12 protein-coding genes are annotated in these 13355 nt (G+C 72.8%); 9 read left to right on the top strand and 3 right to left on the bottom strand.

Translation table 11 applies throughout. From position 1 onward, the window contains the following. Window positions 1-187: 187 nt before the first annotated feature. From ACZ7KF_RS33145 to ACZ7KF_RS33135, 3 genes are all read right to left on the bottom strand, one after another. A complete protein-coding gene (locus tag ACZ7KF_RS33145) occupies window positions 188-415 on the bottom strand; it encodes a DUF3107 domain-containing protein (protein ID WP_225827234.1) in 228 nt (75 codons plus the stop codon). Between the two features lie 145 nt (window positions 416-560). Continuing rightward, window positions 561-1202, bottom strand: a complete 642-nt coding sequence (locus tag ACZ7KF_RS33140; RefSeq protein WP_201827720.1) for a TetR/AcrR family transcriptional regulator — start codon at window positions 1200-1202, stop codon at window positions 561-563. Window positions 1203-1368: 166 nt separating this feature from the next. Beyond that, window positions 1369-1599 carry a hypothetical protein gene (locus tag ACZ7KF_RS33135; RefSeq protein ID WP_471083439.1) on the bottom strand — a complete coding sequence of 77 codons (231 nt, stop codon included), beginning with the start codon at window positions 1597-1599 and terminating at the stop codon, window positions 1369-1371. A gap of 197 nt (window positions 1600-1796) precedes the next feature. Here ACZ7KF_RS33135 and ACZ7KF_RS33130 point away from each other — a divergent pair, with 197 nt between their 5' ends. From ACZ7KF_RS33130 to ACZ7KF_RS33090, 9 genes are all read left to right on the top strand, one after another. Continuing rightward, window positions 1797-2795: an alpha/beta fold hydrolase gene (locus ACZ7KF_RS33130; RefSeq protein ID WP_471083436.1), complete on the top strand. Its 999-nt coding sequence runs from the start codon at window positions 1797-1799 to the stop codon at window positions 2793-2795. Between the two features lie 8 nt (window positions 2796-2803). Further along, window positions 2804-4195 (top strand): DUF3152 domain-containing protein, encoded by a 1392-nt coding sequence (locus ACZ7KF_RS33125; RefSeq protein WP_471083433.1) that lies wholly within the window; start codon window positions 2804-2806, stop codon window positions 4193-4195. Window positions 4196-4252: 57 nt separating this feature from the next. Next, a complete protein-coding gene (locus ACZ7KF_RS33120) occupies window positions 4253-4348 on the top strand; it encodes an Ms4533A family Cys-rich leader peptide (protein ID WP_311315088.1) in 96 nt (31 codons plus the stop codon). Window positions 4349-4540: 192 nt separating this feature from the next. Beyond that, window positions 4541-6259 carry an ABC transporter substrate-binding protein gene (locus tag ACZ7KF_RS33115; RefSeq protein ID WP_471083429.1) on the top strand — a complete coding sequence of 573 codons (1719 nt, stop codon included), beginning with the start codon at window positions 4541-4543 and terminating at the stop codon, window positions 6257-6259. Between the two features lie 4 nt (window positions 6260-6263). Next, window positions 6264-7349: an ABC transporter permease gene (locus tag ACZ7KF_RS33110; RefSeq protein ID WP_471083426.1), complete on the top strand. Its 1086-nt coding sequence runs from the start codon at window positions 6264-6266 to the stop codon at window positions 7347-7349. After that, complete coding sequence (locus ACZ7KF_RS33105) at window positions 7346-8344, top strand: ABC transporter permease (RefSeq protein WP_471083423.1); 999 nt, start codon at window positions 7346-7348, stop codon at window positions 8342-8344. Before ACZ7KF_RS33110 ends, ACZ7KF_RS33105 begins: the two co-directional genes overlap by 4 nt. After that, window positions 8341-9957, top strand: coding sequence for a dipeptide ABC transporter ATP-binding protein (locus ACZ7KF_RS33100; RefSeq protein WP_471083421.1), 1617 nt, complete (start codon window positions 8341-8343; stop codon window positions 9955-9957). Before ACZ7KF_RS33105 ends, ACZ7KF_RS33100 begins: the two co-directional genes overlap by 4 nt. 243 nt (window positions 9958-10200) lie before the next feature. Continuing rightward, complete coding sequence (locus ACZ7KF_RS33095; protein WP_471083418.1) at window positions 10201-11895, top strand: DUF3492 domain-containing protein; 1695 nt, start codon at window positions 10201-10203, stop codon at window positions 11893-11895. Then, window positions 11892-13193: a hypothetical protein gene (locus ACZ7KF_RS33090; protein ID WP_471083415.1), complete on the top strand. Its 1302-nt coding sequence runs from the start codon at window positions 11892-11894 to the stop codon at window positions 13191-13193. The genes ACZ7KF_RS33095 and ACZ7KF_RS33090 overlap by 4 nt, the downstream gene beginning before the upstream one ends. Window positions 13194-13355 lie beyond the last annotated feature (162 nt).

Raw genomic sequence — 13355 nt, 5'->3', positions numbered from 1 at the left:
GCTCGACGTTCGTAGCCCGTCATACCCGTGACCTGCGGATTGCAATCCTTCGCTGTGGAGGAGTTGTGCTCCATATGTGCGCTCGGGCGCGCACGCCCGCACGCCCGCACGCCCGCGCGCTCGCGCGCACACACGCGGAAGGGCCCGGCGGCACACGGCCGCCGGGCCCTTCCGCGTGACTCCTGCGCTACAGCGCGCCGAAACCCACCTTGCGCACGGTCGGCTCGCCGATCTCCACGTACGCCAGACGATCCGTCGGCACCAGGACCTTGCGGCCCTTCTCGTCCTGGAGGCTCAGCAGCTGCGTCTTGCCGGACAGCGCCTCGCTGACCAGACGCTCGACCTCCTCGACGCTCTGACCGCTCTCCAGAACGATCTCGCGGGGCGCGTGCTGCACGCCGATCTTGACCTCCACGGCTATGTCCCTCCGACGGTCAGTGATGTGCGCGATCTTCCGCGCTGTACTCCGCACACATTAGCCCGGTGAGGGGACGTACACGCTGCGGGCGGGAACGCCAGGAGCGAACACCGCGCGGGAACAGAACGAGAACGTACGGCCGTCAGTGATGCTCGGTGCCGTGCAGCGGGAAACCGGCGATGCCCCGCCAGGCCAGCGAGGTCAGCAGCTGCACCGCCTGGTCGCGCGGGACACTGCGGTCGCTGTGCAGCCAGGAGCGGGCCACCACCTGGGCGAGTCCGCCGAGCCCGGAGGCGAGCAGCATCGACTCCGCGCGCGACAGCCCCGTGTCCTCGGCGATGACGTCGCAGATCGCCTCGGCGCAGTCGTTGGTGACCTTGTCCACGCGCTCGCGCACCGCGGGCTCGTTCGTCAGGTCCGACTCGAAGACCAGCCGGAAGGCCCCGCCGTCGTCCTCCACGTAGGCGAAGTACGCGTCCATCGTCGCCCGGACGCGCTGCTTGTTGTCGGTCGTCGAGGCCAGCGCGCTGCGCACGGCCTGGATGAGCGACTCGCAGTGCTGGTCCAGCAGGGCGAGGTAGAGGTCGAGCTTGCCGGGGAAGTGCTGGTACAGCACCGGCTTGCTCACGCCCGCGCGCTCGGCGATGTCGTCCATCGCCGCCGCGTGATAGCCCTGTGCGACGAAAACTTCCTGGGCGGCGCCCAGCAGCTGGTTCCGTCGGGCTCGGCGCGGCAGACGGGTGCCACGCGGGCGTGCCGCCTCAGTTTGCTCGATGGCTGTCACGCCGCCTCCCAAAGTCGTCCACATGCGGTGTCGGCCGCGCGGCCATCGTACTTTTCGGTAACCCCGGTGTGCGCGGTGCGAGCGCAGAATTTCACGTGGCGGACGACGGCGAAAGCCGTGCGGGCCACCTGGTGCGGCCGGCCGCGTCCCGCGCGGACCCGGTAGGTCAGCGGTAGTCGTCCTCGTCGAGCGAGACCACGCGTGCCTGTTCGATGAGATCGGCCTCGTTCCCGCGGTCCGGGTCCACGGCCGTCAGGGGGTCGTCACGGTCCGGCGAGATGTCCGCCTGCTGCTCGGCGGCGTCCACCTCGGGTGCCTCGACGTCGATCTCCGCCGCGTCGGCCGTCAGGTCCTCGACGTCCTCGATCGCGTCGGGCTCGGTGGGGTCATGGGCCATGGTGGGCTCCCTTCCTACGAACGTCCCTGGAAGCGGCAGGGGCCACCGCGGGTGCCCTGTGTACGAGCCTAGGAGACGGCTGATCCGGACGCCATGCATCAGGCCCCGTTCGCCGCCCCGGTTCTCCGCCCGCGCACGATTCACGCTGTGACGGCGAACACACCGATCTCGACGTGATCACCTCGTAACATTGCCGCATGTCTTCGACCGAGTCGCCGTCCGTGCCGGCCGCCAGTGTGCTCCCCAGGGTGGCGCCCGTCCGGGTCGGCGAGGGCGAGCGGCTGCGGTCCGTCGGTCTGCCCGGCGTCACCCTGACGATCCGTTCCCGGCCCCCCGCGCGCGAGGGCCTGCCGCCCGCGCTGTACGTGCACGGCCTCGGCGGTTCCTCGCAGAACTGGTCGGCGCTCATGGCCGAGCTGGACGGAGTCGTCGACAGCGAGGCGGTCGACCTGCCCGGCTTCGGCGACTCACCGCCCCCGGACGACGGCGACTACTCCGTCACCGGGCACGCGCGCGCGGTGATCCGCCACCTCGACGCGGCCGGCCGCGGCCCGGTCCACCTCTTCGGCAACTCGCTGGGCGGCGCGGTCACCACCCGCGTGGCCGCCGTACGCCCCGACCTCGTCCGCACGCTCACGCTCGTCTCGCCCGCCCTGCCCGAGCTGCGCGTGCAGCGCAGCGCGGTACCGACGGGGCTGCTGGGCGTGCCCGGCATCGCCGCCCTGTTCACCCGGCTCACCAAGGAGTGGACGCCCGAGCAGCGGGTGCGCGGCGTCATGGCGCTCTGCTACGGCGATCCCGGCCGGGTCTCGCCGGAGGCGTTCCAGCACGCCGTGGAGGAGCTGGAGCGGCGGCTGCGGCTGCCCTACTTCTGGGACGCGATGGCCCGCTCCGCGCGCGGGATCGTCAACGCCTACACGCTCGGCGGGCAGCACGGGCTCTGGCGCCAGGCCGAGCGCGTGCTGGCCCCGACCCTGCTGGTCTACGGCGGGCGGGACCAGCTGGTCGGCTTCCGCATGGCCCACAAGGCCGCCCGCTCCTTCCGCCGCTCCCGGCTGCTGTCCCTGCCGGACGCCGGGCACGTGGCGATGATGGAGTACCCCGACGTGGTGGCCGACGCCTTCCGGGAACTCCTGGCGCACTCGGCCGACTCCGGCGAGGGCGCCGACGCCGCCCGCGCGGGCGCGGGGAGCTGAGGGCCGGGGTGGGACGTCACAGCCGCCGCGGACCGGTTCCGAAGGGCGAGTCCACGGATCTGAGCGCGAGGCGGGAAGACCAGCGGGGCACCCGCCCCGACGCGCACCCCGACGGCGTGCCCCGGCTGCCCGACGGCACGCCCGCGCAGGGAGCGCCCAGACTGCCGGACGGCACGCCCGCCCGGGGGATGCCGAAGGCGCCCGACGGCACTCCCGCGCGCGGCACGCCCGGACGCCCCGAGGGCACTCCCGCGCGCGGTGTGCCGGGGTTCCGCGACGGTGCCGGCACCCGGGGCGGGCATCCGGAGCAGCGGGAAGCCGGCGGCGGCTGGGGTGAGCTGGGCGGACGGACGGCCGGTGCCGGCGGACCCGGTGTGGTGCTGCCCCGGCAGCGGAAGGGGGAACCCGGCGGACCGGGGCGCGGCCGTGGGCCCCGGCAGGACTACCTCGACGTCTTCGACGGCGCTCAGGACACCGTGGACGGCGAGGGCACCGGTGTCCTCGCCGCCGGTGCGGGCCGGGGGCGCGGCGGGGGTGACCGGTCGGCCGAGGCCGCGCAGGCGTCCGCCGGCGCGGCGGACGGCGCCGCCGTTCCCGCGCAGCGCGGCGGGCACAAGGGGTGGGCCTTCACCGGTATCGCGGCGGCCGCCGTCACCACCGTGCTCGCGGTGATCGTCGCCGGGCAGGTGACCAAGGGACAGGACGGCGGCGACGTGCAGTCGCAGGCCGCCGCCGGCCGGGCCGGGGACGCGCGGGGCTCCGCCGAGCCGACGCCCTCCGCCGCGCCGAGCGCGGTGACGCTGACGTACGACCAGAAGATGAGCAAGAAGTACCCGCTCGGTGCCACGCTGACCGGATCGGGGAAGTTCGACGCCGTGCCCGGTTTCGACAAGGCGCCCGGCACCGGGCAGAAGTACCGGTACCGCGTCGACGTCGAGCAGGGGCTCGGGCTGGACGGCGCGCTGTTCGCCGAGGCCGTGCAGAAGACCCTGAACGACAAGCGCAGCTGGGCCCACGGCGGCGCCCGTACCTTCGAGCGCGTCTCCTCCGGCAAACCCGACTTCGTGATCACGCTGGCCAGTCCCGGCACCACCGGCACCTGGTGCGCGAAGTCCGGACTGGACACCACGGAGGACAACGTTTCCTGCGACTCGGCCGCGACCGAACGCGTCATGATCAACGCGTACCGGTGGGCACAGGGCAGCAAGACGTACGGTGACCGGATCCACGCCTACCGGCAGATGCTGATCAACCACGAAGTCGGCCACCGGCTCGGCCACGGGCACGTCACCTGCGAGAAGGACGGCGAACTGGCTCCCGTCATGCAGCAGCAGACGAAGTTCCTGGACCACGACGGAATCCACTGCCGGCCCAACCCTTGGCCCTACCCCGGGAGTTGACAGGCACCGCTTCTGTCACATTGACATGAGCCCATATGGTCGTTCATATTTCTGCGCATGTGGTCTAGTCATGCCGTCTCCACCAGCGCCGCCATCGAGCTGGCGCTCATCGGTGTGACCGCACTCTGCGTGGCCGACATCCACTGTCGCTGACACCGCCTCCCCGGCGTCAGCGTCGCGCTTCTTTCTCTCTCCTTCGTCCGTGACCGGGTCACGGACTTTTCGACGACCCGACGCCGGGGCCGACGTCTGCCCGCAGTCGTCTCACTCCTCGTCCACATGTCTCATTATTCGAGAATTCCTCGATCACACCCCGACACGTCACCCCGAGAGGTCGTCATTCCGATGCGTCAACCGTCCGTCATAGCGCGCCGTGTGGCAGCGGCATCCGTCAGCCTGGTCGTGGCAGCGGGCGCCGCCGCCTGCGGCCCGGAGGACAGCGATGCCAAGGGCTCCGGTGGCGACTCCGCGCCCCACAAGGGCGGCACGCTCACGGTTCTGAACTCCGAGCCCCAGACCGACTTCGACCCCGCGCGGCTGTACACCTCCGGCGGTGGCAACGTGCCCTCGCTCGTCTTCCGCACCCTCACCACGCGCAACCGCGAGAACGGCGCCGCCGGCGCCGAGGTCGTACCGGACCTGGCCACCGACACCGGGCGCCCCAACAAGGACGCGACCGTGTGGACGTACACCCTGAAGAAGGGCCTCACGTACGAGGACGGCACGCCGATCACCTCGGCCGACATCAAGTACGGCATCGAGCGTTCCTTCGCCCCCGAACTCTCCGGCGGCGCGCCGTACTTGCGTGACTGGCTGGTCGGAGCCGCCGACTACCAGGGGCCCTACAAGGACAAGAAGGGCCTGTCGGCGATCGAGACGCCGGACGCCCGGACCATCGTCTTCCACCTGAACAAGCCCGAGGGCGAGTTCCCGTACCTCGCCACGCAGACGCAGTTCACCCCGGTGCCCAAGAGCAAGGACACGGGCACCAAGTACGAGTCGCACCCGGTCTCGTCCGGCCCCTACAAGGTCGTCAAGAACGAGAACGACGGCGAGCACGTCGTCCTGGAGCGCAACACGCACTGGTCCCCGGCGACCGACGCCGAGCGCAAGGCGTACCCGGACACGATCGACGTGCGCTCCGGTCTCGACTCCTCCGTGATCAACCAGCGGCTGTCCGCGTCCGCGGGCGCGGACGCCGCCGCGGTCACCACGGACACCAACCTGGGCCCGGCCGAACTCGCCAAGGTGACCGGTGACAAGGAACTGGCCGCGCGCGTGGGCACCGGCCACTTCGGTTACACGAACTACATCGCGTTCAACCCGACCGTGAAGCCGTTCGACAACCCCAAGGTGCGCCAGGCGATCTCCTACGCCATCGACCGGTCCTCCGTGGTCAACGCGGCCGGCGGCAGCGCCCTCGCCGAGGCCGCCACGACCTTCCTGCCGAACCAGAAGTCCTTCGGCTACACGCCGTACGACCCGTTCCCGGCGGGCAAGTCCGGCAACGCGGCGAAGGCCGAGGAACTGCTGAAGCAGGCCGGCTTCAAGAACGGCCTGACCGTCACGCTCACGCATTCCAACGACAAGAACTTCGAGACCAGCCCGGAGATCGCCACCGCTCTCCAGGACGCGCTCAAGAAGGCCGGTATCACGGTCAAGCTCCAGGGCCTGGAGGACAACGACTACCGGGACAAGATCCACAGCGTGAAGACCGAGCCGGGCTTCTTCCTCGCCCACTGGGGTGCCGACTGGCCCTCCGGCGGTCCCTTCCTCGCCCCCATCTTCGACGGCCGGCAGATCGTCAAGGACGGCGCCAACTTCAACACGGGCCTGCTCAACGACAAGTCGGTCAATGGTGAGATTGACGCGATCAACAAGTTGACCGACCTTGACGCCGCCGCCGCGCGATGGGGCGCACTGGACAAGAAGATCGGCGAGAAGGCCCTCGTCGTACCGCTGTTCCACCCGGTCTACAAGCGCCTGGTCGGCAAGGACGTCAAGAACGTCGTCATCAGCGACTGGACCGGCGTCCTGGACATCTCCCAGGTCTCGGTGAAGTAGCGCTGTGAGCGAGGCACTTGTCGCCGTCGAGACCGCCGGGACGGGCACCTCCGTCCCGGCGGTCTCGGGGGCACGTCAGTTCTGGCGGCGGCTGCGGGCGCAGCGCGCCGCCCTGGTCGCCGCCGTCGTCGTCGCGCTGCTCGTCCTGGTCGCGCTCGCCGCGCCGCTGCTCACCGCGCTGGAGGGCCAGGACCCCACCTCGTACCACCCCACCCTGATCGACTCCGCGCGCGGGGGCGTGCCCATCGGCTCCCTCGGCGGCATCGGCGCCGACCACTGGCTGGGCGTCGAACCGCAGACCGGTCGCGACATGTTCGCCCGGCTGGTCTACGGCGCGCGGGTCTCGCTGGGCGTGTCGCTGGGCGCCACACTGGTGCAGGTCGTCGTCGGCGTCGCCATGGGCGTGGCCGCCGGACTCGGCAACCGCTGGGTCGACCTGGTGCTGAGCCGCGTCACCGACATCTTCCTCTCGATGCCGCTGATGATCATGGCTCTCGCGCTGCTGGCCGTCGTGCCGAGCAGCTTCCCGCGGCCCGTCCTCGTCGCGCTGGTCATCTCCCTGGTGTCCGGGTGGAGCACGACGGCGAAGATGGTGCGGGCGCAGACCCTCGCCCTGAAGAACCTCGACTACGTCTCCGCGTCCCGGCTCAGCGGCTGGAGCACCTGGCGGACCGCCGTGCGCGAACTGCTCCCGGGCCTCGCCGCGCCCGTCATCACGTACGCGGCGCTGCTGGTCCCGGCGAACATCAGCGCCGAGGCGGCCCTGTCCTTCCTCGGCGTCGGGGTGAAGCCGCCCACGCCTTCGTGGGGCCAGATGCTCACCTCCGCCGACGTCTGGTACCAGGCGGCCCCGCAGTACCTGCTGCTGCCCGCCCTCGCCCTGTTCCTGACCGTGTTCGCGATGACCGTCTTCGGCGACGGCGTCCGCGTCGCCCTCGACCCGCGCGCCGCCTCCCGGCTGCGCATCGGCACCGGCCGCAAGCGGGAGGCCCGCGCGGGGACGGCCGTACCGAAGCCCGGGGCGGCCGTACCGGACGCCGTGCCGGACACCGCGCCCGAGGTCGTGTCGAAGAAGGAGGAGCGGGCGTGAACGGCTTCACCGGCTTCGTCCTGCGCCGGCTCATCGGCGCCCTGGTCACCCTGTTCGTGCTCTCGGTGATCATCTACGTCGTCTTCTACGTCACCCCCGGCAACGTCGCCCAGATCACCTGCGGACCGCGCTGCTCCCCGGCCCAGGTCCACCAGGTGGCCCAGCAGCTCCATCTCGACGACCCGCTGTACGTGCGCTACTGGCACTTCCTCCAGGGCCTCTTCGTCGGCCAGGACTTCTCCACGGGCACCTCCGTGGAACACTGCTCGGCGCCCTGCCTCGGCCAGTCGTACCAGAGCGACCAGCAGGTCACCGACATCATCCTGACCAAGCTCCCGGTGAGCTTCTCGCTGGTGCTCGGCGCGATGGTGATCTGGCTGCTGCTCGGCGTCGGCACCGGTGTGCTGTCCGCCTGGCGGCGCGGCCGGCTCTCCGAACGCGTCCTGACCGCGGTCACCCTCGCGGGCGTGGCCACGCCCGTCTTCGTCATCGGCCTGGTCCTGATGATCGTCGTCTGCGGCGAACTGCAACTGCTGCCCTTCCCGCAGTACGTGAACTTCACCGACGACCCCGAACAGTGGGCGTGGAACCTGCTCCTGCCGTGGCTCTCGCTCGCCCTCATCGAGGCGGCCAACTTCGCCCGGCTCACCCGGGCGTCGATGCTGGAGACGCTGGCCGAGGACCACATCCGCACGTTCCGGGCCTACGGCGTCAGCGAGCGCGCGGTGATCGCCCGGCACGCGCTGCGCGGTGCGACGGCCTCCGTCATCGCGCTCAACGCCGTCACCTTCGGCTCGGCCGTCGGCGGTGCCGTCCTCACCGAGACCCTCTTCGGCCTGCCCGGCATCGGCCAGGAGCTGGTGCACGCGGTGAAGGTCGTCGACCTGCCGGTGGTCGTCGGCATGGTGCTGGTCACCGGCTTCTTCGTGGTCCTCGCCAACGCCGTCGCGGACGTCCTGTACGCGGTGGCCGACCGACGGGTGGTGCTCGCATGAGCCTGGTGGAAGCGACGGACACGAGCCTGGTGGCGGTGTCCGGCCTCACCGTCGAGTTCGGTGCCCTGCGCGCCGTCGACGAGCTCTCCTTCAGCCTGGCGAAGGGCGCCGCCCTCGCGCTGGTCGGCGAGTCCGGCTCCGGCAAGTCCACGGTCGCGAGCGCCCTGCTGGGCCTGCACCGGGGCACCGGGGCCCGGGTCGGCGGCTCGGTCCTGGTGGCGGGCACCGACGTGCAGGCGGCCTCCGACGAGGAGCTGCGCCGGCTGCGCGGAGCCAAGGCGGCCATGGTCTTCCAGGACCCGCTGTCCTCGCTCGACCCCTACTACGCGATCGGCGACCAGATCGCCGAGGTCCACCGCGTCCACACGCGCGTGTCGCGCCGCGCCGCACGCGCGCGTGCCGTCGAGGTGCTGGAGCGGGTGGGGATCCCGGACGCGGCACGGCGTTCCCGGTCCCGGCCGCACGAGTTCAGCGGCGGCATGCGCCAGCGCGCCCTCATCGCCATGGCCCTCGCCTGCGAGCCGGACCTGCTGATCGCCGACGAGCCGACCACCGCCCTCGACGTCACCGTCCAGGCCCAGATCCTCGATCTGCTGCACGGGCTGCGCGAGGAGACCGGCATGGGCCTGCTGCTCGTCACCCACGACGTGGGCGTGGCCGCCGAGAGCGTGGACGACGTCCTCGTCATGCGGCACGGCAGGGCCGTCGAGCGCGGCCCGGTCGGCTCCGTCCTCGCGGCGCCCGCCGAGGCGTACACCCGCGAACTCCTCGACGCCGTCCCGCGCGTGAACGCCCGCCGGACCGGTTCCCCGGCCACCGACGAGGTAGTGCTGGAGGCCACCGGGGTGCGGCGCGAGTTCGGGCGCGGCAAGCGGGCGGTCGCGGCCGTGGACGACGTCTCGGTGACCGTCCGGCGCGGAGAGACCCTCGGCGTGGTCGGCGAGAGCGGCAGCGGCAAGACCACGCTCGGCCGCATGCTCGTGGGACTGCTGGAACCCACCGCCGGCGAGATCCGCTACGAAGGGCGCCCGCACAACGGGGTGAACCCGGCCGTCCAGATGGTCTTCCAGGACCCCGTCTCCTCCCTCAACCCCCGCCGCAGCGTGGGCGCGTCCATCGCCGACCCGCTCCGCGCGCGTGGCGACCGGGACGAGGAGCGCATCCGGGGGCGCGTGACGGAACTGCTGGAGCGGGTGGGGCTGGAAGCGGCGCACCACGACCGCTACCCGCACGAGTTCAGCGGCGGACAGCGCCAGCGCATCGGCATCGCGCGGGCGCTCGCCGCCGAGCCGCGCGCCATCGTCTGCGACGAACCCGTCTCCGCGCTCGACGTCACCACCCAGGCGCAGGTGGTCGCCCTGCTCGGCGAACTCCAGCGGGAACTCGGCCTCGCACTGGTCTTCATCGCGCACGACCTCGCCGTCGTCCGCCAGGTCAGCGACCGGGTCGCGGTGATGCGGCGCGGCCGGCTCGTCGAGTACGGGCCCGCCGACGAGGTGTACGACAGCCCGCGCGAGCCGTACACCCAGGAGCTCCTGGCCGCCGTACCCGCGCTCGATCCGGAGCTGGCGGCCCGGCGCCGCGCCGCCCGGCGAGAACCGGTGACGGCCTGACGCCCGGGCCACGGGGCCCGCGCCCGGCGGCCGTAACGTTTCGCGCCCACGGGATCACGGTCTGAACCCATAGCGCGCGAGAACGCGACCCGCACGCGAAAGTTACGACCGTTCACCCCTTTTGGTGGTGCGACGGACAACCGTCCGCCGCACCACCACCTTGTCCCCTTACGTTCTTCCCGCTGCGAGCCGCGAGGACGACTGCGGCTCCTCGGACGGGAGATCGGGGGTGCACACGTGCGCATGGGACTGCTGACAGAGGGTGGCTATCCCTATGTGACCGGTGACGCCGGGCTCTGGTGCGACCGGCTCGTGCGCGGGCTGGACCGGCACGAGTTCGACGTCTACGCGCTCAGCCGCAGCCGGCGCCAGGAGGCCGAAGGCTTCGTTCCGCTCCCTCCGCAGGTGAGGCGCGTGCGAACGGCACCGCTGTGGACGGCCGTGGACGACGGGGCCGGCGGACGGCGCGCGCGCCGGCGCTTCGAGGAGTGCTACGGCGAGCTGCTCGCGGCCGTCTGTGCCGGAGCCGCGAACCCGGCCGAAGCCGCCGCCGGTGACCTGGCGGACCGTTTCGGCAACGCGCTGTACGGACTCGCCGACCTCGCCCGCGAGGAGGGCGGACTCGTCGGCGCCCTGCGCTCCGACACCGCCGTACGCGCCCTGGAACGCGCCTGCCGCGCCCCGCACGCGCTGCGCACGGCGCGCGAGGCGCGCGTCACCGACCTCCTCACCGTCACCGCGCACCTCGAACGCGCCCTGCGCCCTCTCTCCCTCGACTGGTACGGCGACGACGGCCTCGGCGCGGCCGACCTCTGCCACGCCACCGCGGCCGGCCCCGCCGCCGTCTGCGGGCTGCTCGCCCGGCACTTCTGCGACGTACCGCTGCTCGTCACCGAGTACGGCGTGCAGCTCCGCTCGCACTACCTGACCCTCGGCCCCGACACCGCGCCCCCCGCCGTACGCGCCCTGGTCACCGCCTTCCACGGCCGCCTCGCCGCCGAGGTCTACCGCAGGGCCGAGATCCTCACCCCGGGCAACGCCCACATCCGCCGCTGGCAGGAACGGTGCGGCGCCGACCGCGCCCGGATCCGCACGGTGCATCCGGGCATGGACTCGGCACGCTTCACGGAGGCCGGCGAGTCCCCCGACCACGCGGATCCGCACACCCTGGTCTGGGTCGGCCGGGTCGAACCCGCCAAGGACCTGGTGTCCCTGCTGCACGCCTTCGCCGAGGTCCGCAGGGAGGAACCCGAGGCCCGCCTGCGGATCGTGGGCGCGCCCTCCGACGCCGAGGGCGCGGCCTACCTCGGCCACTGCCGGGCGCTCGCCGCGCAGCTCTTCCCGGACGAGGCGGTGGACGCGCACGCCGTCGGCGACAACCCCGTCTCCTTCGAGGAGATCGGCGCACCGGAGGCCCCGACGCTGCCCGACGCGTACGCCGCCGGTGCGGTCGTCCTCCTCTCCAGCGTCGTGGAGGGTTTCCCCGTCAGCCTCGTCGAGGCCATGTTCTGCGGGCGGGCCACCGTGTCCACGGACGTCGGTGCCGTGGTGGAGGTCATCGGCGGCACGGGACTGGTCGTGCCCCCGCGCAACCCCAGGGCGCTCGCGGAGGCGTGCGTGGTGTTGCTGCGCGACCCCGAGCGTCGTGCGCGCCTCGGTGCCGCCGCGCGCGCCCGGGCGCTCGAACTGTTCACCGTCGAGCAGAACATCGCGGCATTTCACGGCATTTACCTGGAGATCGTCTCGCACTGCCCGGTCCGCCGGGTCGTCCTGGACGAGTCCGGCGAACCCCTCCCGTTCGCCACCCCCGCCGAGTCCCGCGTCCCCGGCCGCTGGACCCGTCCCACGGCCCGCGTGCTGCCCCGCGCCATCCCCGGCTGGGCCACGAACACCCCGGTCCGCGCGACCCCGCTGGCCGCGGCGGAGGGACCACGATGAGCGACCTGCACAGCCGCACCACCGACAGCGCCGACCCGGTGGCCGACCGGTGGCACCGGAACGAGCCGCCCGAGCCGGAGTCCGGCGCGCGGGGCCCGGCGGGACGCCCGCGGTCCGACGCGGCGGGGGAGCGGGGGACGGGCGGGCGGCATGCCGTGGGACCGCGTCGAGGAGCCGGTGACCCGGTCAAAGCCCTGCTGCACCGGCACCGGGAGCTGTGCGAACGGGCCGTGGACCCGCTGGAGATCGCCGCGGGGCTGGAGGCGCACGGGGTCACCGACCGGACCGCCGCCCGATTCCGGCACCGGGACGTGTTCTCCCTCGCCGAGGAGCTGTACGCGCGCGTGCCGCGCAACGCCGGTCCCCGCCCGGAACCCCGGCCCCTGCCGGTGCCCCGCGTCCGCGCCGGCTGGATCCTGCTCACGCTCCTGCCCGGAGCGCTCGGCGCGGCCACGGTGACCGGACTGCGCCTCACCCACGGACACCCCCGTCAGCTGGTGGCGCTCGGCGGTCTCCTCGCCGTCGCCCTCGCCACGCGCACGGCACTGCGCCACGCCCCGCTCGCCGGTCCGCCCGGTACCCGCGCACGGCGCACCGCAGCCGGGCCCGGTACCCGCGCACGGCGCACCGCAGCCGGTACCCGCGCGGGGACCCTCTGGCTGCTCGGGTACGCCCTCCTCGGCGACGGCCTCCTCCACGCCGTCATGACGGGCGGCCCCGACACCCTGCCCACCGGCGCCCCCGACGGCCCCTGGCCCACCGCCACCGCACCCGTCCTGGCCCTTCTGCTGGCCTGCGCCCCGGCGGCCTGGTCCGCCCACCTCCTCACCGCCGGCGCCCGCCGCAGGCTCGTCGGCAGCCGCGGCCTGGAGGACTTCACCGCCGCCGCGAAGCCGTTGCTGTTCGGCGCGCTCACCCTGTTCCTGACCGCTCTCGGGACACTGCTCGTGCTGTGCGGCACCGTGCTGCACGAGCCCGCCGCCTACCCGCAGGCCCTCACCCTGGGCGCCCTGCTCCTGTCGGCCCGACTGCTCACCGTGCACCGCCACCGGCACGCCCCCGCCCTCGCGCTGGGCGCCGCGACGGCGACGGAAGCCGCGGCCCTCACGCTGCCGCTGGCCGGCCGGCTGCCCGGCTGCGCCTCCCTGGCGACTCCCGTCGAGACCCTCACCGACGCCTGGGGCGAGGCCGCCGTACCCACCGTGGCCTGCGGGACCGCGGCCCTCGCCCTGCTGTGGCACGCCGGCCGCACCCTCACCCGAGCCTCGGCCCACGCGCCCACGGGAGCCCCCGAGTGAACCTCCTGCCCGTCGGCCCGATCCACCGCCGCGGGCACCCGCACGACCCGTTTGAAGGAGAACACCAGATGACCACCTCCCGACCCGGAGCGTCCGGAACCACCGGAACCGCCGGAGCGCCCGGAGCAGCCGCAGAAGCCGTCGAGACGGCCGGTACCGCCG

This window comes from Streptomyces sp. NPDC038200, from assembly GCF_055600785.1.
The sequence above is the reverse complement of the archived record's forward strand: the minus strand, read 5'-3'. Positions and strand labels throughout refer to the sequence as shown.

What these genes read in the sequence shown, in the direction of transcription:
- ACZ7KF_RS33135 (WP_471083439.1), bottom strand. Translation starts at nt 1,599, where the DNA reads ATGGCCCATGACCCCACCGAGCCCGACGCGATCGAGGACGTCGAGGAC.
- ACZ7KF_RS33130 (WP_471083436.1), top strand. Translation starts at nt 1,797, where the DNA reads ATGTCTTCGACCGAGTCGCCGTCCGTGCCGGCCGCCAGTGTGCTCCCC.
- ACZ7KF_RS33120 (WP_311315088.1), top strand. Translation starts at nt 4,253, where the DNA reads ATGTGGTCTAGTCATGCCGTCTCCACCAGCGCCGCCATCGAGCTGGCG.
- ACZ7KF_RS33115 (WP_471083429.1), top strand. Translation starts at nt 4,541, where the DNA reads ATGCGTCAACCGTCCGTCATAGCGCGCCGTGTGGCAGCGGCATCCGTC.
- ACZ7KF_RS33100 (WP_471083421.1), top strand. Translation starts at nt 8,341, where the DNA reads ATGAGCCTGGTGGAAGCGACGGACACGAGCCTGGTGGCGGTGTCCGGC.
- ACZ7KF_RS33095 (WP_471083418.1), top strand. Translation starts at nt 10,201, where the DNA reads ATGGGACTGCTGACAGAGGGTGGCTATCCCTATGTGACCGGTGACGCC.
- ACZ7KF_RS33090 (WP_471083415.1), top strand. Translation starts at nt 11,892, where the DNA reads ATGAGCGACCTGCACAGCCGCACCACCGACAGCGCCGACCCGGTGGCC.